The organism is Bacillus sp. ISL-57, from assembly GCF_018613135.1.
GTDB classification, from domain to species: Bacteria; Bacillota; Bacilli; order Bacillales; family DSM-1321; genus Peribacillus; species Peribacillus frigoritolerans.
In genome coordinates, this window is sequence record NZ_JAGGQV010000034.1 from 14,117 (window position 1) to 38,056 (window position 23,940).

At 35.7% G+C, this 23,940-nt stretch carries 32 protein-coding genes and 2 pseudogenes; 29 read left to right on the plus strand and 5 right to left on the minus strand.

What is annotated here, in order from left to right:
* Nucleotides 1-152: 152 nt before the first annotated feature.
* The 3 genes from J7I90_RS25725 to J7I90_RS25735 all read left to right on the plus strand — a co-directional run bounded on the left by J7I90_RS25725 (nt 153) and on the right by J7I90_RS25735 (nt 1,591).
* On the plus strand, nt 153-428 hold the full coding sequence (locus tag J7I90_RS25725) for a hypothetical protein (protein ID WP_057279071.1): 276 nt from the start codon (nt 153-155) through the stop codon (nt 426-428).
* Between the two features lie 208 nt (nt 429-636).
* On the plus strand, nt 637-870 hold the full coding sequence (locus tag J7I90_RS25730) for a hypothetical protein (protein ID WP_214774575.1): 234 nt from the start codon (nt 637-639) through the stop codon (nt 868-870).
* A 223-nt stretch (nt 871-1,093) separates the two neighbouring features.
* Nucleotides 1,094-1,591, plus strand: coding sequence for a P-loop nucleotide/nucleoside kinase family protein (locus J7I90_RS25735; protein WP_214774577.1), 498 nt, complete (start codon nt 1,094-1,096; stop codon nt 1,589-1,591).
* Nucleotides 1,592-1,803: 212 nt separating this feature from the next.
* On the opposite strand, the pseudogene J7I90_RS27595 reads toward J7I90_RS25735, so the two are convergent.
* Nucleotides 1,804-2,048 (minus strand): annotated as a pseudogene (locus J7I90_RS27595) (hypothetical protein).
* A 274-nt stretch (nt 2,049-2,322) separates the two neighbouring features.
* Between J7I90_RS27595 and J7I90_RS25740 the strand changes: the two are divergent.
* The 5 genes and pseudogenes from J7I90_RS25740 (at nt 2,323) to J7I90_RS25755 (ending at nt 4,900) form a co-directional block, all read left to right on the plus strand.
* Nucleotides 2,323-2,709, plus strand: a complete 387-nt coding sequence (locus tag J7I90_RS25740) for a DUF1259 domain-containing protein (RefSeq protein WP_214774579.1) — start codon at nt 2,323-2,325, stop codon at nt 2,707-2,709.
* A gap of 679 nt (nt 2,710-3,388) precedes the next feature.
* Nucleotides 3,389-4,138: pseudogene (locus J7I90_RS25745) on the plus strand (transporter substrate-binding domain-containing protein); the annotation flags it as partial.
* Nucleotides 4,139-4,145: 7 nt separating this feature from the next.
* Nucleotides 4,146-4,205 (plus strand): SHOCT-like domain-containing protein, encoded by a 60-nt coding sequence (locus J7I90_RS28205; protein ID WP_396020457.1) that lies wholly within the window; start codon nt 4,146-4,148, stop codon nt 4,203-4,205.
* Between the two features lie 13 nt (nt 4,206-4,218).
* Nucleotides 4,219-4,608, plus strand: a complete 390-nt coding sequence (locus tag J7I90_RS25750) for an SHOCT-like domain-containing protein (protein ID WP_214774582.1) — start codon at nt 4,219-4,221, stop codon at nt 4,606-4,608.
* Nucleotides 4,609-4,618: 10 nt separating this feature from the next.
* Entirely contained in the window at nt 4,619-4,900 is a 282-nt protein-coding gene (locus tag J7I90_RS25755) for a hypothetical protein (protein ID WP_063594882.1), read from the plus strand.
* Between the two features lie 138 nt (nt 4,901-5,038).
* Here the strand turns inward: J7I90_RS25755 and J7I90_RS25760 are convergent, their stop codons facing one another.
* On the minus strand, nt 5,039-5,197 hold the full coding sequence (locus tag J7I90_RS25760) for a hypothetical protein (protein WP_214774585.1): 159 nt from the start codon (nt 5,195-5,197) through the stop codon (nt 5,039-5,041).
* 492 nt (nt 5,198-5,689) lie between these two features.
* Between J7I90_RS25760 and J7I90_RS25765 the strand changes: the two genes are divergently transcribed.
* The 4 genes from J7I90_RS25765 to J7I90_RS25780 all read left to right on the plus strand — a co-directional run bounded on the left by J7I90_RS25765 (nt 5,690) and on the right by J7I90_RS25780 (nt 9,822).
* Nucleotides 5,690-6,364, plus strand: coding sequence for a VOC family protein (locus J7I90_RS25765; RefSeq protein ID WP_214774587.1), 675 nt, complete (start codon nt 5,690-5,692; stop codon nt 6,362-6,364).
* 61 nt (nt 6,365-6,425) lie between these two features.
* Nucleotides 6,426-6,878, plus strand: coding sequence for a hypothetical protein (locus J7I90_RS25770; RefSeq protein ID WP_214774589.1), 453 nt, complete (start codon nt 6,426-6,428; stop codon nt 6,876-6,878).
* A gap of 422 nt (nt 6,879-7,300) precedes the next feature.
* A complete protein-coding gene (locus J7I90_RS25775; protein ID WP_214774618.1) occupies nt 7,301-8,941 on the plus strand; it encodes a spore germination protein in 1,641 nt (546 codons plus the stop codon).
* A gap of 179 nt (nt 8,942-9,120) precedes the next feature.
* The gene (locus J7I90_RS25780) at nt 9,121-9,822 is read left to right on the plus strand and encodes a DUF421 domain-containing protein (RefSeq protein ID WP_311381020.1); all 702 of its coding nucleotides are present in this window, start codon (nt 9,121-9,123) and stop codon (nt 9,820-9,822) included.
* 378 nt (nt 9,823-10,200) lie between these two features.
* Here the strand turns inward: J7I90_RS25780 and J7I90_RS25785 are convergent, their stop codons facing one another.
* Entirely contained in the window at nt 10,201-10,845 is a 645-nt protein-coding gene (locus J7I90_RS25785) for a YczE/YyaS/YitT family protein (RefSeq protein WP_214774591.1), read from the minus strand.
* Nucleotides 10,846-10,953: 108 nt separating this feature from the next.
* Here J7I90_RS25785 and J7I90_RS25790 point away from each other — a divergent pair, with 108 nt between their 5' ends.
* The 6 genes from J7I90_RS25790 (at nt 10,954) to J7I90_RS25810 (ending at nt 13,777) form a co-directional block, all read left to right on the plus strand.
* Entirely contained in the window at nt 10,954-11,406 is a 453-nt protein-coding gene (locus J7I90_RS25790; protein WP_214774593.1) for a MarR family winged helix-turn-helix transcriptional regulator, read from the plus strand.
* A gap of 26 nt (nt 11,407-11,432) precedes the next feature.
* A complete protein-coding gene (gene paiA / locus J7I90_RS25795) occupies nt 11,433-11,951 on the plus strand; it encodes a spermidine/spermine N(1)-acetyltransferase (RefSeq protein WP_214774595.1) in 519 nt (172 codons plus the stop codon).
* A 298-nt stretch (nt 11,952-12,249) separates the two neighbouring features.
* Complete coding sequence (locus tag J7I90_RS25800) at nt 12,250-12,432, plus strand: hypothetical protein (protein WP_214774597.1); 183 nt, start codon at nt 12,250-12,252, stop codon at nt 12,430-12,432.
* A 68-nt stretch (nt 12,433-12,500) separates the two neighbouring features.
* A complete protein-coding gene (locus tag J7I90_RS27600) occupies nt 12,501-12,632 on the plus strand; it encodes a DUF6254 family protein (protein WP_221408402.1) in 132 nt (43 codons plus the stop codon).
* A 223-nt stretch (nt 12,633-12,855) separates the two neighbouring features.
* Complete coding sequence (locus J7I90_RS25805; protein WP_214774598.1) at nt 12,856-13,284, plus strand: hypothetical protein; 429 nt, start codon at nt 12,856-12,858, stop codon at nt 13,282-13,284.
* Between the two features lie 154 nt (nt 13,285-13,438).
* A complete protein-coding gene (locus J7I90_RS25810) occupies nt 13,439-13,777 on the plus strand; it encodes a hypothetical protein (RefSeq protein WP_214774600.1) in 339 nt (112 codons plus the stop codon).
* 846 nt (nt 13,778-14,623) lie between these two features.
* Here the strand turns inward: J7I90_RS25810 and J7I90_RS25815 are convergent.
* Complete coding sequence (locus J7I90_RS25815) at nt 14,624-15,682, minus strand: YkvI family membrane protein (protein ID WP_214774601.1); 1,059 nt, start codon at nt 15,680-15,682, stop codon at nt 14,624-14,626.
* Between the two features lie 88 nt (nt 15,683-15,770).
* Nucleotides 15,771-16,670, minus strand: coding sequence for a pyrroline-5-carboxylate reductase (gene proC, locus J7I90_RS25820; protein WP_214774602.1), 900 nt, complete (start codon nt 16,668-16,670; stop codon nt 15,771-15,773).
* Nucleotides 16,671-17,133: 463 nt separating this feature from the next.
* Here proC and J7I90_RS28210 point away from each other — a divergent pair, with 463 nt between their 5' ends.
* The 11 genes from J7I90_RS28210 to J7I90_RS25875 all read left to right on the plus strand — a co-directional run.
* Complete coding sequence (locus J7I90_RS28210) at nt 17,134-17,430, plus strand: TIGR04104 family putative zinc finger protein (RefSeq protein WP_214774603.1); 297 nt, start codon at nt 17,134-17,136, stop codon at nt 17,428-17,430.
* A 106-nt stretch (nt 17,431-17,536) separates the two neighbouring features.
* Nucleotides 17,537-18,292: a class I SAM-dependent methyltransferase gene (locus J7I90_RS25830; RefSeq protein ID WP_214774604.1), complete on the plus strand. Its 756-nt coding sequence runs from the start codon at nt 17,537-17,539 to the stop codon at nt 18,290-18,292.
* An 85-nt stretch (nt 18,293-18,377) separates the two neighbouring features.
* The gene (locus J7I90_RS25835; RefSeq protein WP_214774605.1) at nt 18,378-19,649 is read left to right on the plus strand and encodes an MFS transporter; all 1,272 of its coding nucleotides are present in this window, start codon (nt 18,378-18,380) and stop codon (nt 19,647-19,649) included.
* Between the two features lie 287 nt (nt 19,650-19,936).
* Complete coding sequence (locus tag J7I90_RS25840; protein WP_214774607.1) at nt 19,937-20,503, plus strand: hypothetical protein; 567 nt, start codon at nt 19,937-19,939, stop codon at nt 20,501-20,503.
* Nucleotides 20,504-20,693: 190 nt separating this feature from the next.
* On the plus strand, nt 20,694-20,867 hold the full coding sequence (locus tag J7I90_RS25845) for a hypothetical protein (protein ID WP_214774609.1): 174 nt from the start codon (nt 20,694-20,696) through the stop codon (nt 20,865-20,867).
* Nucleotides 20,868-21,070: 203 nt separating this feature from the next.
* Nucleotides 21,071-21,517, plus strand: a complete 447-nt coding sequence (locus tag J7I90_RS25850) for a hypothetical protein (protein WP_214774610.1) — start codon at nt 21,071-21,073, stop codon at nt 21,515-21,517.
* A gap of 141 nt (nt 21,518-21,658) precedes the next feature.
* Nucleotides 21,659-21,916, plus strand: coding sequence for a hypothetical protein (locus J7I90_RS25855; protein WP_214774612.1), 258 nt, complete (start codon nt 21,659-21,661; stop codon nt 21,914-21,916).
* A 136-nt stretch (nt 21,917-22,052) separates the two neighbouring features.
* Complete coding sequence (locus J7I90_RS25860; protein ID WP_214774614.1) at nt 22,053-22,223, plus strand: hypothetical protein; 171 nt, start codon at nt 22,053-22,055, stop codon at nt 22,221-22,223.
* 167 nt (nt 22,224-22,390) lie between these two features.
* On the plus strand, nt 22,391-22,753 hold the full coding sequence (locus J7I90_RS25865) for a DUF4181 domain-containing protein (RefSeq protein WP_311381021.1): 363 nt from the start codon (nt 22,391-22,393) through the stop codon (nt 22,751-22,753).
* A gap of 203 nt (nt 22,754-22,956) precedes the next feature.
* Entirely contained in the window at nt 22,957-23,499 is a 543-nt protein-coding gene (locus J7I90_RS25870; RefSeq protein WP_214774616.1) for a GNAT family N-acetyltransferase, read from the plus strand.
* A 103-nt stretch (nt 23,500-23,602) separates the two neighbouring features.
* Nucleotides 23,603-23,940, plus strand: a 338-nt coding sequence (locus tag J7I90_RS25875) for an SF0329 family protein (RefSeq protein ID WP_483861568.1), incomplete at its 3' end; no start/stop codon positions are given.

The following is a 23,940-nucleotide window of genomic DNA, read 5'->3' on the forward strand; positions in this document are numbered from 1 at the left end:
CTGGAATAATTTTTAAAATGTAGCAAATTCTATTCATAACGTGTTGTTGGGGCCCCTTAGCAACAATTCTGGTGACCCGTTTTCAATTTATAGAAGTATTTCAAATCCTAAAAAATCAAACCATACTATCTATAAGAGGTGAATTTTTTTAAATGAATTTCCCTGAAATACATACAAACTTTTGGGACGCCGTGATAGCAATACCTGTTATAATGCTCCTAACTCAAATAATTAAAGTTTACTTTAATGTTTCAAAAAAAATTGTACCTTCCATAGCACTGGCACTTGGCCTGATGATTTCCATTTTCATTAGTCATAGGCACAGCTTAGTAGCAGGTATCTTTATGGGTTGGTTTTATGGTTATGCTGCGATTGGAAATTATGCTGCCCTAAAAACGACCATAATAGCTTATAGAAATAAAGAATAAGACTACTTTCCCACTATAAGCTGCTTGAATAAAATGTCTTAAACTTAAATAAATGTCCATTTTCAGGCCATCCTTTTAAGGGATGGTTTTTAGCTTTTAAAATCGTTGAACAATTTGTGTCAACTCCGCGAAAAGTTTTATAGAACTTTCAGGGCAGAACAACTGGAATGGTGCATATGGTAAAATAATGTAATAGGTGGTGACGATATTGAAAAAGTATCTTGTGTTTTTAATCAGTTTCGTAATGATATATATGGTATTCCAAATAGGATCAGGTTTGATTCTTACTGCTTCTTATACTCCCGATTTTTCTTCGGTAGAGAGTAATTTAAGTCAAGAAGTAGTGTTTGGTAAGACTTCAATTCCATTACTGGTAACATTGCTAACTGCTACATTAGCTTATTTTATTTCTCAAAAGAAATTTAGAATCTCAAAAAAATAAATAAATAAATAAATAACGGGTACGTTTAGCTGAAGATCGGAGCTGTCTTTAAGGCAGCTTTTTCTTATGGCACTAACGGGGCAGTTTAGATAAACAAGGGTTTGGATTTTTATGGTAGTATTTTTGAGGAGGATGAAGTTTTTAATGAAGAATCTAAACCAAATTTCTCTTGTTTTTCAAGGTGGGACAACAACCACTAAAATAAGCCGGGGGGTTAAAAAATATGAAACAATTGGGGACGTTATACTTTTTCTGTGGAAAAATGGGCGCAGGAAAATCAACTAAATCAAAACAATTGGCGATGGATAAACATGCGGTACTGTTGTCTGAGGATGAATGGCTTTCATCTCTTTATCCCGATCAGATCTCATCATTTGAGGACTATCTAAAATTCTCAGCGCAGCTCAAACCGTTGGTGAAAAAACATGTCCAAAACATATTAAGTGTCGGTACAGATGTAGTGATGGATTTTCCAGCTAACACTCAAAAACTGCGAAAGTGGTTTTTGGATATGGCGTCAGAGGCCAATGCAAACCATCAACTAATTTTCCTTAATCTAAATAACGAGCAATGCTTACGTCAAATTGCACAAAGGCGTAACGAACAACCTGAAAGAGCAGCTTTTGACACGGAAGCGATGTTTATTCACGTTAATCAATTTTTTGAAGCACCAGAAGCATCCGAAGGTTTAAATATTTTAGAGTTTAGTGGAAAAGAATAACAAGGAGTTCAATGCAGCGTTAAATAGATGATTCGTGTGTAAAGAGTACCTTCTGTTCTTGGAGGTACTCTTTATGATATAAAATGAAATGTGAGTAAGAAAAGTTTTAATGTATATATTAAAATCGATGTTACTTTGTGAAGTGGTACACTTAAACTAACGGGGCAGGTTAGTTCCATAAGCGTTGTGTACTCGAAATACGAAGGCTTAGTTTATTTATTTTTACCCAACTTCTCGTTACCCCGTTTAAAGTTACCCGTAATTTTAGCTAACAATACCTGTAGTTCTGTTATATTATTTTCAACTTCATTGATTCTTTCTATTAGACGCAGAGCCTCCCTATCCTTTAAAGATTTAATTTGTTTACCTTTGTAATAGATTACTACTGCCCCTTTTTTCGTTATTCATAAGTAAATGGTTCTTCATTTAATCTGTTCCGTTTGTCTATATCACTCACTGCACCGTCTCCCTACTTATTTTAGTTCAAAGATATATTCAAAAAAGGCAGTTGATTACTTATTCACAGTCTGTGTCAAATCTGCGATAAGTCTTATAGAACTAACGGATGTGTGCGTTAATTAGTGAGCTGTGACGATCGGCCCTTTTCTTACAGGATAGTTTGAATAAGATATGAGTAATCAGCATAATTCTTATTCCAAAATAGATATATATCCGTTTCGGATCTATTCATTAATTCATATCCTATTAAGACTAGGGAGGAGATGAATAGATTGGCATCTAATGATGAATTGATTTGTCAAAAGTTTGCTAGGATTATCGGCGGCCAAGAGGGATTTGCGGGTGGCAAATGTGTGGCAACCATAAATCGAAATGAACTCAAAGTGAAAATTTTAGGGAAACGTTTTAGAGTAACTTCTTCTTTCTCATTTGAATCCAGAGATAATCATACTGGACGGGCATTGTGCCTAGGCAGGGTAGCACTCTTGCAAAAAGAAGTCGAGAGTTTTGTTGCTTCCATTCTTAAACAAGGAATAATAGTTTCATCCATACACAATGAGTGGCTTTTCGATAAACCGAATTTGGTTTACGTTAATATCGAAGCTGTTGATGATCCATTAGTTTTTGCAAGGAAAGTCAGAAAAGCGCTACGGAACTAACGGATATCCCCAAATTGGTAATCTGGAGCTGGCATAAACAAGGTAAAAAACGAGTTTTGTTGAACGAAGGGTGCGTTAGCTGCAGGCTGGGGCTGTCTTTAAGACAGCTTTTTCTTATGCAACCATCGGTGGAAGAAGGTATTTATTGATCAGCTAAAGAATAGTATTCGGTAAAGGTTGATTTTAAGGAATAAACTAACTTAATATCAGGGGGCAAAAATGGTTGATAATAGTTATGAGAAACAACATCTGAAAAAACTCAGGACTTTTACTTATATCGCGATAGCATTAATATTTTCAATGATCTTTCTATTTATTAGCATTTTTCTTTTGTTTTTTTCTATGTCAGGCATTTTAGACTTTGTGTATTTTACACCCCAAATAGCAATTTTCTCATTCTTGATTTCTTGTGTGTTTTCTGTTTTAGCTATAAAAAATCTCTTTGGTAAGATATTGTTAGCATTAAACATATTTCTCATGTTATTTATGATTTTTTATGGTCCATAACTAGATACCATTAAATGAGGACTGCACATTTTAGACATGACTAATATGTGCAGTCCTTTTTCTATCAATTGTGGAAAAATGTTTGTTTTTTGAAGGTGATTCTCTTATTTTGTTGTATTTTTACTAATTGATGGATTAATTAAAAATACAGCAAAAAACGGAGGGAAATCACATGTTTAACAATTGGAAAAAAACACTGATGGCTGGAGTGATCAGCTTATCCTTGCTAGGTACTGGGTATGTCAGTCATGACCTGATCTCCTCGCAAAACGTCTCGGCTGAACCGGCAGCTAATAATGCACCAGGGCATTTGAAAAAAGCGGAGTCTTCCCAGCTTGATGAAATTATCAAACGTGGATACATCCGGGTAGGGATGACGGGGGACTACAAACCATTTACCTATTTGAACCCTGAAACGAATGAGTATGAAGGCTTTGACGCGGACGCTGCCAAGGAGCTTGGCAAAGATCTTGGTGTAGAGGTGAAATTTGTCGCTACCACATGGCCTACGATGATGAAAGACCTGCAAGCGGACAAATTTGATATCGCTGTGGGCGGTGTGACCCGCAACACTGCCAGACAAAAAAGCGCTTATGTATCCCAAGGTTACCTTTCATTCGGTAAGGTGCCTTTGATTCGCAAGGAAGATAAAGACAAGTATCTGACCATTGAAGATATCAACAAGCCTTCTGTGCGCATTGGGGTAAATCCAGGCGGAACAAACGAAGAATTTGTCCGTCAGTATCTAAGTGATGCTAACATAACGGTTGTAGAAAACAACCTTGATATCCCACATCTTGTAGCAGAAGGTACGTATGATGTTATGATCACTGACACAGTAGAAGCAATGCTGTATGCAAAAGCTGATTCAAGACTGCATGCGGCTCAAACCGACAAGCCTTTCACAAACAGTGAAAAAGGTTGTCACCATGTTGGAAAATGGCGAAATCACACCAGAAGAAGCCATTAAGCTCTTAAAAGAGGAATAGGGAGGAATTTATCATGAAAGAGGAAATTACAAGAGTGTTAACAATGGTTCAAGAAGGAAAGATTGATGCAGATAAGGGATCAGAGTTGATTCAAGTCTTAAAAGAAAAAGAAGAAACAGGTAAAAAGCCTTTGGAAAAACCGACAAAATATTTAGATAAAACATTAAAAATTCGTGTTGTATCAGCCGAAAATGATAACGTCACGGTCAACTTGCCTATAAAACTGGTCAAGGTAGTATTAATGGCTGGACACAGCATCGCAGCGAGTATTCCTCAATCGGAAAAATACGTTAAAGATGTAGACATGAGCCTTATCATGGAGGCAATCGAAAACGAATTAGATGGCCAAATTGTTGATATTAAATCGGCAAACGGGGATACCGTTTCAGTCATCATTGATTAGTGAGTTGTTTATGATGCATGTAAAAGTGAAAGCAAAAGACGTACGGTTTACCATCCCAGTTCCATATGCCATTTTAAATATTGTTATTTCCATTTTATCTTCAAAATTTCTTCAGCAAAATGTAAACAAATGGACAAAAGAGCACTTTGAAAGAAAAAAACTGGACTTCACCTTTCCGTTAATAGACAAAAATATGCTAAAGCCTATCGTCAAGGAACTGAAAAATTATAAAGGAATCGTGCTAGTTGATGTCAGAGCTAAGGACGGTACCGAGGTTAAGGTTAGACTATGATTTATTATAGAATACACCGACCACGACTGGCATTTTGAAGGAAAATCCTAATTTCTCACAAAGTTATTTAATTTTAAAAGCTTAAACAAGCATAACCCCGTTCTATGTTGTTGCGCCCGATTGTTGACGGGCGCTTTTTTAATCGCGCATTGCTCCTGCCTCTCGGGAAGTCATTGCACCCTGTCCTTCGCTTACATCTTTTTGAATTTGTTGTTTTACTTTTTGTGCATCAGTTCCGGCAAATTCCGGTTTCATGATGGAACCCGAGTTCCCTTTAGATGGTTGATTCTGCTGCATACAATTCCTCCTCAATTTATGTTTAACACTCTTATTATTTACAAAAAGGTTCAAGAGTACTAATTGATTTTAAATGAAGTCCCCAAACTAACACCTTCAACTCATCGGGTATGGAATTCTATATAAATGCTATAACAAAGTTGATTGGAGAGAAAGGTGCGAAACTCCTGCGGGAAAAGCGAGTCTGTAGCGGAAATCCGCTGCAAATTGTAAAGTCCATAAAAAAACGTGAGGCAAACTCGATTTCTTCAAATTTGTTTACAGTCTCAGCAATTCCTTAATAAGAAATGCTTTTCGTATTCAGCTAAAGGGGCAGTGCCTGCAAACAATCAATAAGTGAGATTACAAAAGCAACAATCAGTTAAGTTGGTATATATAGGCAATAATAGAATAAATTTACTCGGAATGATAATTATGATTTAATCAGAATGTCAGTACGTTTTATAAATGACTTACTCAATAATTAGATATACAGGGAAGGTGTTATTATCAATGGAAATTAGCTCGATTGTTTTACAGACTAAAGATTTAATGCAAATGAAAAATTTCTATATTGGAACGTTAGGTTTTTCTTTAATTAATGAAGATAAGAATAGCTTCCGAATGGGTATTGGTACAGGTGAAATGGAGTTTACAACAAAAGAAGTAAAAGGTGACCCCTATTATCACTTTGCTTTTAACATACCGGCTAACAAATTTAATGAGGCAAAATCATGGGCAAAAGAAAGAGTGAGTTTACTTGTAGAAGATGGGGAAGATGAAGCTGATTTTGCACATTTACCTGCCCATGCTCTTTATTTCTATGATCCTTCTGGTAATATAGTAGAATTTATTTCAAGATATGGAATTGCTGAAGATAGTATGGAGCCTTTTTCGGTTAAAAGCATTTTAAACATAAGTGAAATAGGTTTAATTGTTGAAGACACTATAAGTGTGAGCGAAAAATTAAAGGAAATTGGTGTGTACGAGCGTGATAATCATACCATAAGTAAAAAATCCCTTAATTTCATGGGTGAAAGAAGGAATGGGGTATTTATTATATTAGCCCAACCTGGTAGAAGGTGGATATTTTCCGATAAAACATCTGCCATATTTCCTGTTGATATTACATTAAAAAATAACAATAAAATAATCATCAATTCCGATAATGAATTTCAAATATATTGAGAGAGTAAAAATTTTCTTGATTTAGTGAGTATGGTTTTGATTCTTTGAGGGGGGAAAGGCAATGATGAAAAAAGTTTGTATGTTACTTATATTTGTTTCTGTATTTATATTCGGGTGTAGCAATGAAACAAAAGATCTGAAAGAAGACCCTGGACTTGATAAATCCCAAAAGATAGAAGTATCGTCAGAAGAAAATCCAGAATTGGTTTTAAGCGTTATAGACAATCAAGATGAAGTTAATGAATTTGTTAATACACTTGAAATTAATAAATGGCGTATTGTAGATACTCCTTCAACTTCAACTAAGGAGTATATTTATAAGATGTACCAAGAAGATACAGTCAAACTTGGAGAGCCAAATACAGATGAAAAGGGACTTAAACAATTCGCTGCAATTATTACATATAAAGATAGCCCTTATATCGAACTTAGAACCAAGATACTGGATTTGTATTTTAAAGTTCCAAAAGATGTAGCGGAATACCTATCTAATAAAGAGAACCAAAAACGTTGACCATACAACAATTTCGTCAACAGAATGTTATTTCAGCTTAATGAACCACTGGTAGTTTGTGAAGAATAGTACTAAACTAACGGGGCCGTTAGCTGAAGGTGGAGCTGTCTAAAAGGCAGCTTTTTCTAATGGAGATCCGGCTGACATCTGTAGTTTCTTGCAGCTAAGTACAACAAGCGCAGTTTATTATAAGTTTGATTCTTGTATAAGCATCAATTGTAGGAGCATATTATTAAAAAATATAACGTAGAGAGCTGTCCCTACAAAAAATCAAAAAATACATTAAGAATACTAAATGATTTTTATGGAGCTATCGTATTGATGAAAATTTCATTTACCACGTGTGGTTATACTTTCTTTAAATTATCCTAAAGAACAATTTGGACAAATTAACGAAAAAGGAAAGAACGAGGGTCGGTGCTATGGTTTCTTTTTTCAAACAAAAAGGACAAAGGGAAAAACCTGATAAGCAAGAGACGGACGAAAAAGGTCAATCTAAAAGTAAAATACCCCAATATATTGACAGCTATATAAAGGCCAATCTGGATATCGTGAAAGAAAAAACGGGAAATAGCCCAGATATCATTTTCCGAACGTTGAAGACGAGTCAAAATCCTGAGATTAAAGTGATTATTTTGTATGTACAGGGTCTGATAGACAGTCAAAGCGTTACAGACTTTTTGATTGAATCCATCATGGAAAATCCTCAATTAAAAGAAAAGCTGCTTCCACATGAAGTGCTGGAGGTGATCTCTGAGGATGTGGTTTCACTTGGCGGTGTAGAAACCATCACAGAATGGGAAAAGTTATTTTTGTCATTATTATCAGGGGATAGCATCATTTTTGTTGACGGAATAAACATGGCATTGGTTGCAAGTACAAAAGGGGGGGAAAGGCGTTCCGTTCAGGAACCTAGCACAAATTCAGTGGTCCGCGGATCAAGAGAAGCATTTACGGAATCGAATGCAATAAATATAGCCTTGGTACGCCGCATCATTAAAAGTCCGGATTTATGGATAGAGTCGATGAAAATTGGGACGGTGACAAAGACGGATGTTTCCATCATGTATATAAATGGAATTGTCAAAGAAGGAATCGTCGAGGAGGTTAAAAAGCGCTTAAAAGGAATAAATATTGATAGCATTCTTGAATCCGGATATATAGAACAATTGATAGAAGACCAGGTCATGACCCCATTCCCCACTATTGATTATACAGAAAGACCTGATAAGGTCGCTGGCAATCTCCTTGAGGGAAGAGTAGCCATTTTTGTAAACGGAACACCTTTTGTCTTGCTGGTGCCTGCGTTATTTATTCAGTTCTTTCAATCTATCGAGGACTACTTTGCCCGCTTTGATATAGCCTCATCTATACGTGTTTTACGTATTTTAATTTTTTTAATAGCGCTAATTACCCCGTCTCTTTATGTGGCAGCTACAACGTTTCATCAGGAAATAATTCCGACAAAGTTGCTCGTCATTATTGCAGCACAACGGGAAACGGTCCCTTTTCCGGCAGTTATCGAAACATTCATCATGGAAGTTATATTCGAACTCTTACGAGAGGCAAGCATACGGATGCCCAAAGCCATTGGTTCAACTATGTCCATTGTTGGTGCTCTTGTAATTGGGCAGACTGCCGTTGAGGCTGGCATTGTATCGCCGGCAATGGTCATCATCGTATCGATCACCGCCATTGCAAGTTTTGCGACCCCTTCCTATGCCATTACAATATCGGCTCGCTTGCTGCGTTTCGTATTTATCATTTGCGCAGGCATAATGGGTTTATATGGTGTGATTCTAATCCTTTTTGTCGTCATAGTTCATTTATGTAGCCTACGTTCATTCGGAGTTCCTTATATGTCACCACTTGCTCCACTTAACCCGGAAGGACTAGGAGATACATTCTTCAGGAGACCAATATGGGCGTTTAAAGACAGACCCAAATTTATAAGCTCCACTCATAATATAAAAAGGGAAGGCAATAATCAAAGGCCGCTGCCTCCTACATCACGTGGAATCAAGACTTTTAACATGAAAAAAGGTGACGGCAATGAATCGTAAAAAATAGATAGTTCTGTTCTTAATGATTCTGCCCGTATTCCTTATTGGATTCGGGTTGTTGTCCTTCACAGATCGTGTCAACTCTACATAAGCCTTAATGAATTAATGTGAGATAGGACATTCATATTAAAAATTAAAAACTAAAAGCCGAAAATTTTATTGAAGGTGAGGGAAAGCAGGTGCCTGAAATTGACTTTTTTGAAATGATTCTACGTGCTACTGCTTCTATTATTGTTTTATTAATATTAACTCGTTTATTGGGGAGAAAACAGTTGAGCCAATTAACCTTCTTCAATTATATAACAGGTATAACAATTGGTTCTATTGCTGCTGATATAGGAGGAGAATCAGAAACCCCTTTCTTTAATGGTTTAACGAGTTTGGTCTGGTGGTCATTTTTAACATTCCTGGTAGGCTATTTAGGATTAAAGTCCTCAAAAGTAAGGGTTATCATCGATGGTGAACCTATAATAGTGATTAAAGAAGGTAAAATTTTTGAAGAAGAACTTAAAAAATCACGCTTGAATATGGACGATTTAAGTATGTTATTAAGAGAACAAAATGTCTTTTCTGTTCAAGATGTTGCTAATGCAACATTTGAACCGAATGGAAAATTGAGTATCATGTTAAAGCCAGAAAATCAGCCTGTTACAAAAAAGGACCAAAATGTATTAACTGTAAAACCAATGTATATCCCAATGGAACTTGTAGTAGATGGAAAAGTGGTAGAAAAAAATCTAAAAGAATCAGGTATTTCCAAAGAGTGGTTAAAAAACCAATTGATAAATTTTAAAGTAAATATGAAAGATGTATTCTATGTAGAGTTACAAAAGGATGGCTCACTGTATATTGATAAACGGGGTAATGATGTAAAGGAATAGTATCTGCCCGTAATGCTTTGACTGTGCGTTAGATGAGGATAGCTGTCTTTAAGACAGCTTCAGACTGTAGACAAACTCGATGAAAATCGAGTTTGTCTATTTTTATGGCTTGTACAATTTGAACGTGATTTCCACTCCAGGCACTCGCTTTCCGCGGTCGGTCCGGGAAGCCTCCTCGGCGCCTTGCGCCTGCGGGGTCTCCCCTGGACACGTTTTCCCGCAGGAGTCTCGTACCTTACGCTCCAATCAACTTTGTTTTACCTTTTAGAAAGAGACCCATTTGTCTACAAACTCTAGCTGTCTTTAAGACAGCTTTTTTCTTTCTTATGGAACTGCAACCTACGGGGCAGGTTATGAACAATAAAGATAAAAATCATTCTATATTGAATGTTTTTTATCTTTATCATAATTCGGTGATGTACTAGGATGTGTTAATATGCGGTTTAATACTTTTTCAGTAAATGGCATAAAGTAATTGAGTATTAGCCCCCCTAAACAAACGGTTAATAAAGTTCCAACGCCAATTGGTCCCTTTGAAATCATTGCCATTATCAAGAATGCGAGGTAAATGGCTGTTCTCGAAAATAATATATTTGTTTTCGTTAATTCTTGTATGATTAATGTTAATCGGTCAACTGGAATCGGTGCAAAATTTGTGTGTAAATATGTTGCCGTTCCTAATCCTATAACAACCAAGCCGATTCCAAAACAAATAACTTTGCTGTACCATAGTTCAGGTGTTATCAAATTGTGCAATAAAAAAAGCCACATATCAATTCCGATACCCGTTATGAATGCTGTTAACAACCCCAAAACTTCTGGTCTTTGCCTTTTTAAAAATGAATTAAAACATATCAAGATCAAAGCTATTATGATTTCCCAACTTCCCACAGTAAGCCCCGCATTTATGGATAGTCCCACCAAAAGTGCATCAAAAGGTGAAGTCCCAAGATCTGATTGTATAGTGAAAGAAATACCAAGGGTTAATATTAAAATTCCTAATACATAAAAAACATATTTCACTATACCGCCCCCTTTGTTTTTTGTTGCAAACGCAACAAAAATACATTAAATTTAATATAGGTCATTTTTATTGCATTTGCAACAAAAATATGTGCTAAGGAGTTCATTATGAAGGAAATTCTTCGTGAAATTGGAATGATAGCAAGGGCATTAGATTCCATAAGCAATATCGAATTTAAAGAACATGACCTTACAAAAGGGCAGTATTTGTACCTTGTGCGAATATGTGAAAATCCAGGAATCATTCAGGAAAAGTTAGCTGAGATGATAAAAGTAGATCGAACAACAGCAGCTCGTGCTATAAAAAAACTTGAAATCAATGGATTTATTGAAAAGAAAGAAGATAAACACAACAAAAAAATTAAAAAGCTCTTTCCAACGGGGAAAGGAAAAAATGTTTATCCTTTTATAAAAAGAGAAAATGATTATTCCAATACCGTTGCATTAGAGGGATTTTCGGAAAAAGAAGTAGAAACCATTTCCGATCTTCTTCAAAGAGTAAGAAAAAATGTAGAAAAAGACTGGGAATATGTAAAAAAGGGAAACAAGAGAAATTATTGATTATTATAAAGGAGCGGCATATTTAAATGACTACAAATATTAAAAAGTGTACCCTAGACGATTCACGCATTCTTCAAGAAATTAGTTATGAAACATTTAATGAGACATTTAAGCATCAGAATTCACCAGAAAATATGAATGCCTATTTGGAAAGGGCATTTAACTTAAACCAATTAGAAAAAGAATTATCCAATATTTCTTCGCAATTCTTTTTTGTTTATTTTAATAATGAAGTCGCTGGATATTTAAAGGTCAATACCAATGATGCTCAAACTGAAGAAATGGGTGATGATTCACTTGAAGTCGAGCGGATTTATATAAAGAACAAGTTTCAAAAACATGGGCTTGGTAAGTATCTGCAAAATAAAGCAATGGACATGGCGATGGAACGTAATAAAAAGAAAATCTGGCTGGGCGTATGGGAAAAAAATGAAAATGCCATTGGTTTTTATAAGAAAATTGGGTTTGTTCAAACTGGAGCCCACTCTTTTTATATGGGTGATGAAGAACAAACGGACTTTATAATGACCAAAACAATCATATAACTTATTTAGAAAGGTACATCATTCATAAATACAAAATGAAGGAAATCCAAATTCGAAACAAATGGCAGAGCTGATGATGGAAAAGAGATTAAAAAATCACCTATAAGCCCCAAATTATTTAACCCTCAGATTCAATAATTTTGGATGGTACTGCACGAACGGTTAAATACGAATCCGAACTCATTATTCACTTTATTATTTACCCGAACTACATGACGGATTCATGCTACTGCAGGTTTTATTCGGAGTATATTTCTTCTTTCAGATCTCATACTAAAGATAAGAAGGAGGGGTATACATGGCAAAACGAACAAAGAAAAATGGTGCAGATCAAAAAAACAAACAAGGGTTTGATTCAAGCAAAATTGATTCTGAATTCTCTAAAGAATTCGGCAGTGCAAATGCTAATCAAGCACATAAAAATAAAGCAAAAAAAGAAAAAGCATCTAAAAATCAAGGTGAGTGGAAAGGCATGCATTGATGCCTGCTCGAGTACGCTTATCGTGGTTCAAACTTTTTACTTAACTTTATATAAAGGAGCTTATTTAGATGACTCAATCTAAGCGACAGCAAGAACGCCAATGGAAAGATCGTAAACAATCGCAGAATCCACATGGTAAGGTCCATTCATTTGAACAATTAGCTGAAGATACGGGTAAAAATGAATCTGAAACTAAATAAAACGGTTTAAGAAAGAGAGGTGATTCCCTCTCTTTTCATTACCTAAAGGCCATAATCATCGATGATTATGGTCTTTTTAGGTTTATATATACGAGCTGGCTTTTTTTTGATTCGTTTGTCATCCCCTTAAGTAGATACTGTAAAAGACAAAGACTACATAAAAATGCGGATTATTACAAAACCTTTTAGTAAGGAGTTTTTTGGAGGGGGGAAAGATAGATATATGTTTTCATTACGGGGAGATGCTCATAAAATTTATCTTCAATTAAAAAAAGCTTCAAACAAAGACCGATCTTTCAAAGGGATGAAGAAACTGATTGAAGTGGAACAAATTCAAAATTTTTATAGTTCGATTGATAGCGATACGTTAAAAAAAGTTTATTATTGTATGATAAAAGAGAAAAACGGATCGGGGATCATTCCTATTATAATATCCTCTGGGCCTTGGCTTTTTCTTCTGTTTTCAAATCAATTGCAAGATTTCCTTTTTAAAGATGGGAGTTTGCTTTGGGTCGTCTTTAGTATAATATATATTTCCATTCTTTCCATAAGTGTGTTTCTTCACTTTCATGAAAGATCATGGTCTTTTGTTCATATTGAAATCATTCAAGAAATTTTACATGATCGAAAAGGGATAAGGGAAAAGGCCTGAGGTTCCCTCAATTTTTCGGATGATAGTTATCTACAAACTCAGCGATTCTTTAATAAGAATCGCTTTTCTTATTGAACTAATAGGATAGGTTACTTTAACAAAAGTCATGTAAAATATAATAAAAAAGCGTGTAGTAGAGGAGTCAGAAAATAATATGGAATGTTTTTGTGAACGAAAAGAAACATATGAGTTGAAAGTTGAAGGGGATGTTGGGGCGGACCCTATATGGTGCAATCAATGTGGTTGTAATTTGGAATTAGGTCCGATTTCAAATACGTTAACAAATGAATTGATTGAATGGGTAAATAGGTATGGTGAATGGATTGATTGGGATGAAGATAAATTGCTTCCTAATGGGATTGAACTTGAAGAAGAACACAATAAACAAGGATTAACTTTAACGGAAAAAATAAAGAAAGAACTTGAAGGGAAATATAGAATTAAATTTTCACCTTCGACAATGGCAAGAATGTATGCAAAGAAAAATCAATAACCCTTATCCACGGAGCTGTCTTTAAGGCAGCTTCTTCTTATGGAACTAATGGGGCAGTTTAGTTGCAGAAGAAATGATAAAATATGTATAGCTAAATTGGACTTTGGGACGTGATTAAAACGGATAAAAGGTTATTGGACATATATCTGGAATGGGAAGACAAATTAGATGATGACGAGTGGTATTTTAGTAATTCTTTTGAATCAATTACTAAGGAGATGTCCCCTGGAGAAGCGTTTAACTACATTCCAAATGTCATTGAATTGCTATTTAAGTTAGACGATGACTTTTTGGTATGGGAAACCCTTTATTTCTTAATTGAACTGTATAGTCTTGCTGATACCACGCAGATACATCCATTCCTCGAAAGGAATTGGTCTAAGTTAAAGAAACATATTATGAAATATGAAGACTCCTATACTACTCCGTTTAAGGAACTTAAAAGTCACCTTAGAATTACGAATGAACACTTATCTTGTTGAACTAACGGGTGCGTTAGCTGAAGATCTGAGCTGTCTTTAAGGCAGCTTTTTCTTATGGAACTATCGGGGCAGGTTAGTTTAATAAGAATCATCAAATTGGTAGGCGGAAAATATGAAGAAAGACTTTGTAAGAAGGTAAAGTGATCTTTTTTAAAGAATCGGATTTATGGGATGATTGGTTAGCACGATGCCATCAAAACAGCGACAAACAATTTTAATTTAAAAAATGTTTTTATCAGAGGTTATCATACCTCGCGAATAAGGAAGAATTATATATTGATAAAACAAGAGAGGTAATACAAGAATTACCTCAAAAAAACCTTTCTACACAAGAGTAGAAAGGTTTGGTTAAACAATCCTCAATTTAATTTTCTTTCGTTAATCGACTCATTCGGAATGGAGTAATGATGAGAACGATAATAAGAACAATTCCCATATAGCCAAAGATTGGATAGAGCGAGGAAACAAGTTTAGTGAAGCCAAAGAAGCTTGCTATAAATCCTATCAACAGTGATGAAATAACGATTACTTTAAATTTTGTGGTCTGTGGATCTGAAAAGCGTGTTCCAAATGAGTAGAACATGCTGACTGCCGTATTGAAAATCATGGCGAATAGAACGAGAGAGTACAGAATACCTAAGAGAGGTGAAACACTGTTGGCGATTCCCAGCATTGGCATATCCAAGCCCGATACAGTATTAATATTTGAGAAAATAGTGAGGTGACTAATTATAAGGAGTAGACCTAAAGCGATCCCTCCTGTAAGCCCTCCAATGGATGATATCCTTTCATCAGGTTCATTTCCACCCATGACAAGTGTCATGGAAGTCCCCATTGCAATGGTTATTGAAATATAGTTTATTGCAGATATAAGCCAATGTCCCGCAGCCGAATTTTGTTCCAGCGCATGTGGTTCAAGTGACGTAAACGATGAATTCATTGTAAACATACTATAAATGAATAGAATAAGTACGACAAGAATCAGAAATGGTGTGACGGATGCAATTACCTTAATCACACGATCAACTTTCAGCATAACTGTTATCATAACAAGAACAGTCATGAGAATGGTTCCTATAAAGGAAGGTAATCCGAATTGCTGATCAAAGATCGAGCCTGATCCCGCAATCATGACAATTCCTATACCAAATAGGATGGCGTTCAGAACATAATCAATGATACAGCCGAGAAAGCGACCACAAATCTTATAAATTACTTCCTGATGCGAATCTGTTTGTGTACGACTGCCAAGCTTCATCAGAATCATTCCAAGGTAGGCAAAAATAGCGACTGAAATGATAGCTCCAATTGTGCCCAAGTTCCCGAAGCTTACAAAATAAAGCATGGTTTCTTGTCCTGAGGCGAACCCTGCTCCGATCAGAATTCCGATAAAAGCGCTAGCAATCTTAAGGATTCTCTTCATGTTGTCCTCCGTTTTTCTTACGTTTATATTTTTTTCTTAACTATTTGATAGGATTGTTATTTGATAACCACATCTTTTCGGGAGATGATTAACTTAGACACCGTCCTTTTATGGTACTGAAGTTCCCCAGTACTCTCGGGGGATTAGTCGATTTCCCGTACGCTACTGCCATCTCATCATTCAGTTCTTTCGAACGTTTCGCTGCATGATGAATCGCCTGTGAAATGGCTCTGCCGCCATTATTTTTCCGTAACGCATCAAGTCCGGATGCCGTCGTTCCATTTGGTGAAGTGACTTTCTCTCTGAGACTTGCCGGTGTCTCGTCGTTCACCATAATCATCTTGGCTGCGCCTAAAATCGTTTGGGCGACAATCTCACGGACCATCGCTTCATCCATACCCTTTTTAACGCCAGCGTGTTCCATATGCTCCATTAAATAATAGAAGTAAGCAGGTCCGCTTCCTGCAATTCCTGTAAAAATATCCATATGCTCTTCTTCAATTAAGAACACTTTTCCCATACAGCCTAACAGTTCTTTCACTGCTAGCACATTGTCCATCGCTGTATGTCTTCCCGGACATAAGGCAGTTGCCGACTCCCGGATCATGCTCGACGTATTCGGCATCAACCGCACAACCTGCTGTCCAAGCTGTAGGTGATTTTCCATGAATTCAGTGGAAATGCCCGCTAAAACAGAAATCACAACTTGCTCCACTCTTATTTTATCTTTGAGTGCATCAAGAGCAGCTGCAGCTCCCTGGGGCTTCATTGCCAAAATGAAGAAATCGACTTCTTCATATGGCAATGCATCCTGATGGACCGCATGAACTCCATACACGTGATTCATTTCCTCGAGTCGTAATTGATTGCTGCGATTTGTCACATAAATTCTCTCTGCCGGTATGCTCCCAATCTGCACAATTCCTGAAATCATCGACTCTGCCATCGAACCGGCTCCTAAAAATGCAACAATTTTATCCCTCAACATTATGCCCTCCTAAAAGTTCATTGTTCGTAATTCCGTTCGTATTTTTTAACCTTGTTATCGTAACATGCTCAGATTTAGATTCAAGGGAAGAGAGGACATTCACAAGGAAAAGGCCGAGATAGTGAAGGGAAGCGTTATCATTTGGGGCTTACATGCCAGTCAGGTCATTTAATCAAGCATAATCGGCTGTAATCGGGGTATTTGCGGATATATTAGGAAGAAAAACGTAATAAAACTATTGAACGATATGGAGCTGAGTTGAACAATGCAGGTAACAGCGGCACCTCTTTTTCCTATTCCAAAGTTATTTTGTGAAGGATTGTACTTACTAACGGGTGTGTTAGCAAAAGATCGGAGCTGTCTTTAAGGCAGTTTTTTCTTTATACAACAAACTAGTCAGGATAGTTTAGGAATAAATGATATAATTTGTAATATTGATTTAATTGAAAGGAGTTTGTTGCATATGCCAACCTGTCAGCAATGTGGCTATAAATGGGGTTGGATAGAGGCCTTTTTTAAAATGTTTACCTTTAAAAAGAAGTTAAGATGTTCATCCTGTGATTCATCCCAATACGTTTCCAAGAAAACAAGAATGCTATTAAGCCTTTTTATATTTATATCTTTATTAATTGTACCGTTCATATCATATGGAGTACCTAAAGGTTATGTCTTAGCTTTTGAAATAGCTGCGTATGCTTTAGTGATTATTTTGATGCCTTTTATATATAAGCTAAGTAACAAGGACGAACAGATGTGGTAGTCATGCATTAACAAAAGGTCGGAGCTGTCTTTAAGGCAGCTTTTTATTAATGCAACTATCAGGGCAGGGGAATGAATTCAAAGCAAAAGAACAGGGAGGAGTCAACATGAATCAGAATATTGGTACAGAAGAAGCGATTAAAAGGTGGGATCGTTTCGCGGATACATATTCTGCAAATCATACCGAGCAAGGAGATCTTCATAAAGAAGTTTTTTTAAATCCAACTTTATTATCACTTATGGAAACGGTAAGGAATAAAAACGTTTTAGATGCCGGGTGTGGCGAAGGGTATTTAAGTCGAATGTTAGCGAGGTCCGAAGCGACTGTAACGGCTGTGGATTATTCATCACGGATGATAGAAATTGCTAAAGAAAAAACCCCGAATGATTTGTTGGTTGATTATAGGCAGGCTAATTGTGAGGACTTGAATTCTTTAGAGGACAAAAGTTTTGATTTAATAGTATCCAATATGGTCATTCAAGATCTAGCAGATTACGAAAAAGCATTTCAGGAAATGTATCGTCTATTAGTAGATGGAGGCTGTTTTATATTTTCGATTTTACATCCTTGTTTTGTTACTCCAGAAAGTGGTTGGGAAAAAACAAAGGGCGGTAAAAAACTGCATTGGAACGTAGATAAGTATTTTTATGAAGGGGTGTATGAACAACGTTTAGGTGATAAAGAAAAAATGCTATTCTTTCATAGAACATTAACAAGTTACATAAACACTTTAATCAAAACAGGTTTTATTTTAGAAAGCATAATAGAACCTAAGCCATCAAAAGAGATGTTAGAAAAATATCCTTCATTTGAAGAAGATTTCAGATGTGCTGATTTTATAGTTTTTAAACTAAAAAAGTAAAGGTTATAAAAATATTATAAAATCAACAAGAGGAAGGTGTACATGGTGGGGGGAAATTACAGAATGATGAATGAGGTCTTAACAAATGTCCAGTAAAACATATCAAATGAACCAGAGTTATGTAGATTCTCAGGAAAAACAAAAGATGTTATACAAACGTACATTAATTATTATAAGCATTTCACAAATTTTTGGCGGTGCCGGGTTAGCGGCTGGAGTTACGGTGGGGGCACTTCTTGCACAACAAATGCTTGGCACAGATGCATTTGCTGGAGTCCCATCGGGTTTATTTACTTTAGGATCAGCCGGGGCTGCTTTAATCGTAGGGAGACTTTCTCAACGTTACGGTCGCCGTACAGGTCTAACAGCTGGGTTTTTGATAGGTGGGCTTGGAGCGATAGGTGTCATAATGGCAGCCATCATAAATAGCGTTTTCCTTTTATTTGCTTCCCTGCTCATCTATGGTGCAGGAACAGCGACAAATTTACAAGCTCGATACGCTGGTACGGACTTGGCAAACAATAAACAGCGAGCCACTGCCATCAGTATTACCATGGTGTTTACAACATTTGGTGCAGTTGCCGGTCCGAATTTAGTGAATGTAATGGGGGATTTTGCTCTTTCTATTGGAGTTCCTTCACTCGCTGGCCCTTTCATTTTATCAGCGGCAGCATTTATCTTGGCAGGTCTTGTACTTTTCGTTTTGCTTCGCCCAGACCCATTAGTTATAGCAAGAACAATAGAAGCGTCCAAACAAGAAAGTAATCGATTAGGATATTCGGCTGATACTGAACAAATGGTAAACAAAAGAGGAATCATTGTTGGTGCGGCAATTATGGTTCTTACTCAAATTGTAATGGTGGCCATTATGACCATGACGCCAGTTCATATGAGACATCATGGACATGATCTGGGAGAAATAGGTCTCGTTATAGGATTTCATATAGCTGCCATGTATCTTCCTTCACTGGTCACAGGTGTCCTTGTTGATAAGTTTGGCCGTACTGCCATGGCTATTGCCTCTGGAGCTACGCTGCTTCTGGCCGGTTTAATATCGGCGATTGCACCAGGCGATTCTATGATTCTCTTAGTTATTGCCCTTTCTTTACTTGGATTAGGATGGAATTTCGGTTTAATAAGTGGGACGGCTCTTATTGTTGATTCAACCGACACTTCAAATCGGGCTAAAACCCAAGGTACGGTGGATGTTTTAATTGCATTATCAGGAGCCTCTGGCGGAGCCTTATCTGGAATGATTGTGGCCGGCTCAAGTTATACAGCATTATCATTTATCGGAGGGTTATTATCTTTATTATTGATTCCAGTGGTCATCTGGTCTCGGGGAAGTAAAAAATAAAAAGAAGCCATATAATAAGTAAAAAAAGCCGTTTCCTATCGTACAGGAAACGGCTTTTGAAGGTCATTTTGGAACGCTTGAAACGTTTGCCCCTTTTTTGCCATACAAAAAATCCCCTCCATCCTCGTAGGGGTGCTCTGTGCAATAGCATTGGAGAAATAAGCAAAGTTTACCACCTCATAATTATTGCAGCATTGATTGTTGAGCAATCTGTAGATTATAATAATAATAGGAATACTACAAATGTACATATAAATTCATAAAACTAACGGGTTGGGGGAAAAATTATGATGAAAAAACTAGCAAAGGCATTAACCGTAGGAGTATTAGCTCTAGGATTACTGGCAGGAGTTGGAGCAAATAAAGGAGAAGCTGCAACAGTAACAAAGCCGATCGGTTCAACTTTCTATAAGAGCGCCTTAGTAGGTACTACCTATAAGGTCCAAGATTATAAAGGTAATACAATTAATGCAAAAACAACTAAAGCTGTAACGTTAACTCCATATGCAACAAATAAAAACTTTTCATATGCCACAGTAACATTTGTAGATTATGATAAAGTAGGAACAAAGTGGGTCAAGTATACAAAAACAGCTAAAGGATATTTCTTTACTCCGATTAAAAATGGCATAACATACAGTGAATATACGAATGTAAAAAAAGGAATGACTTATAATCAAACGGTATCTATCACAGGTGAATATATGAAATTAGATTCAACATATACCTATGGCGGCATTACCCAAAAAGATTATACTTGGAGCCGTTACAGTGACACTAATGACACAGACTTTTATGTGATTTTTGAAAACAACAAGTTAACATACAAAAGCTATTCTGTAAGTGAATATTAATAACAAAAAAGCCCCTCTCGTGTAGAAGGGCTTTTTATTTTTATTATTCCAAGTATAAAATGTCCAGTGGGATAAAGATTTTACTATAGGTGCGTTAGTTATATCCAAGGCTGCCATTTGGTAGCCTTTTGCTGGATGGATAGGGTGTCTTTAGGATGTTTTTACAGAGATTATTCTCTTTTTCATTTAGGTGGATTTTGATATTGGATTTTTAGTGGCTTTGATTTTGGGAACCAAGGCAAAGCAATTTGGTATAAGAGTTATCAGCGTTTTATCAAATGGCCCATTTTTTATTGCTTTCTCTTTTTTTACTTTTGCATTAGCTTTGACCTATGGGCTTTCGGGACCAAAAAACAGGTTTTAGACATAATAAATCCATATGATTAATTTTAGGTGCTTTAGGAGCTGTCTTTAAGGCAGCTTTTTCTTTAATGAACTAACGGGGCAGGATAGTTCATTAAGAATTTCACACCTATATTGGAAATCATTGTTATAATGAAGTCGCTAATTTCGGTAGGAAGGTTGCTGTTCAAGGTGGAGGATAGATATGAAATCTAGAAGACAGTAGTGATTATTTCTTTTGGTATAATATGTATAGCTATCTTTATAAATCTATTAAAGAAGGATTTATGGGATGTAAACGAAGAGTTATTAAAAGAAGAAGTGTTATCAATTGGACATTCCGTTGAAACAATAAATTTATTAGATGTAACTCCGTTTGACTGGGATATAGTATATTCATTTGGACCATATACCCCGAAAGATGATATATATGAAACGGTAGGTTATAAATGGGATACTATTAGCGAAACTGTAAATGAAGGAATGAATCAAATTGTATTTTTGAAAGATGGAAAAGTGGTCTGCTATTTATATGGTTATCCTGAGAATAATGGATATGGTATATCTTTTGAATCTGAGAATTATAAAGATGCTGGTAATATGCTTAATATTAAGGATGATTTAAATTTTCAGGTAGAAAGAAGCGACAATGTCGTACATTTGAAAAACTAAGCAAGGATATGATTTCTTCAACTAACAGGTGCTTTTCCAATAATGACACGGCAACCCTTTTCTTACGGAACTAACGGGGCAGGTTAGTTCAAGAACACATGTCGTTAAATATGGTAAAATGAGTAAAAAAGGAGAGTTAATATGAAGGTGGTTCTTCAAGCAATTATAGGTTCAATTTCAATTCATGTAATCTATTTAGTCGTTATGATGTTAGTCGGTTATATAAAAACAAAAAACTATAAACCAGATATTGAGAGTGCATGGGATAAAGTAGAAACCCTTCAAAACGAGGTAGTGTTTGGGGGAGGTACGCCTCCTCATTTTTATGTATTATCCTTTTTGGGATTATCCGTAATATGTGGAATTGTAATTTTATCGTATGAAAAGTTAATGAACTAACGGTTCGTTAGCTTAGGATCAGAGCTGTCTTTAAGGCAGCTTTTTCTTTATGCAACTATAGGGGCAGTGTAGTTGAACAAGAATTATCCTTTAATTAAGGCGGTGTATGGTAAATTTAGTTGAGGGGGAGATTGAAATGAATATAAGTTTAAGCATTTTTTTAGGTATCATTATTCTAATTGGGGTATTTTCGTTGAGTTTTATAGATAATTTAAATGTTGCCAGAATTGTTTCAAGAACCCTTGTGGTATTAGGTATTGTTAACTTAATTTTTACTTTAAATTTATTAAACAAAAATAAAAATTAACAATTTTCCTTCAACAAGATGCCGTTTTTTTATTGAACTAACGGTGCTTTACTTCAATAAGGGAGTTGCTTTAGCAGCTCTTTTTCTTATGCAACTAACGGGGCCGGTTACTTCAACAGTAAATGGAAATTTAATAGTATAATAAAGATAAAAACGGGGGATTTGTTGTGGGATTTTTGTTGTTTATTATGCTTTTAATTTTAATACTCTTCTTAGAAAAAATAATAAATAAATTAGTTGGTGTTGAAAAGAAAAAGATTTCGGAAACTTCTGGAAAGAATGTTGACCGATGGGTAAGAGGCATTATCTTAGTTATCTTTTTATGTACTTTACCGTTTGTTATTACAAAGGATACCAATGTTATAAAGTGGTATTGGATACTCTATTTTGTTCTAATATTAGGATTTCAATCTATTCTGGAGTGGAAGTACCTTAAGAACTCAAAACAATATGTTACTACACTTATTCTTCTAATGTTAGGCATAATAATTTTTTATAATATTGAGTATTTGCTGGAGTTAGGTTTCTGAACAAATCAGAAAAAATAAGATGTTGTGAAATATTGTACTTAAACTAACGGGTGCGTTAGCTGAAGATTAGAGCTGTCTTTAAGGCAGCTCTTTTCTTTTGGAACTAAAGGGGCAGGTTAGCTCCATAATAAACAAGTGATTTATCTATTAATCATATATGTTAATATACAAAATAAACCAATAGAAAAATCAGGGGGATGAATATGTTCTTACATAAGATTGATGAGGAGTTATCATTGAAACTGTTAGAATTAAAGGATGCAGAAAGAGTTTTCGAAATAACCAATCAATCCAGAGAATATCTACGAGAATGGCTTCCTTGGCTGGATATTACAACAAAACTTGAAGATACAAAAGGGTTCATTAATATTTGTTTAAAAGGTTTTGCTGAAAACAAGAGTGTCAATACACTTATTATGTATAAGGGACAAATTGTTGGTGTAGCAGGTTATAACCAAATAAATTGGTCAAATAAAACTGCATATATTGGTTATTGGCTCGGAGAAGAATATCAAGGAAATGGAATTATGACAAGAGTAGCTAAGGCATTGACTGATTATGCATTTAAAGAATTGAAACTAGATAAAGTTGAAATTAGGGTTGCTTTGAAGAATAAGAAAAGTAGAGGGATTCCTGAAAGATTAGGTTTTGTTAATGAAGGTTGTATCAGACAAGCAGAATGGTTGTATGACCATTATGTTGACCATATTGTTTACGGTATGTTAGTTAAGGATTGGAATAAGTAGTAATACCTTAATGAACTAACAGGTGCGTTAGCTGAAGATCGGAGCTGTATTTAAGATAGCCTTTTCTTATGGAAATAAAGGGCAAAATATTTGGGGGTGTAAATTGTTATATAGTCCAAAATGGAGTAAAGCAAAAAAACGTTTATTGAGTTTTCTATGTGAGCCATTACGTTCTAGAGTGGATTTTCAAGTTATCAATTACCGTAAAGCTCATGATCAATTAGGCAGAGCTGTAATTACCGTTGATAAAGTGGAAATATTAAGTATGTGTACAATTACAGCTGAAAGAGAAGAGTTTTATAAAGAAAGTGACATACGAGCCAAATCTAATCAGTATAATGATGATGATGTAACTGAAAATCTAGCTTTACAAGATCAAGCTCATAAAATGCTTAAAGCAGATGGGATTTATGGCCAATGTGATTTTTTCTTTGCAATAGA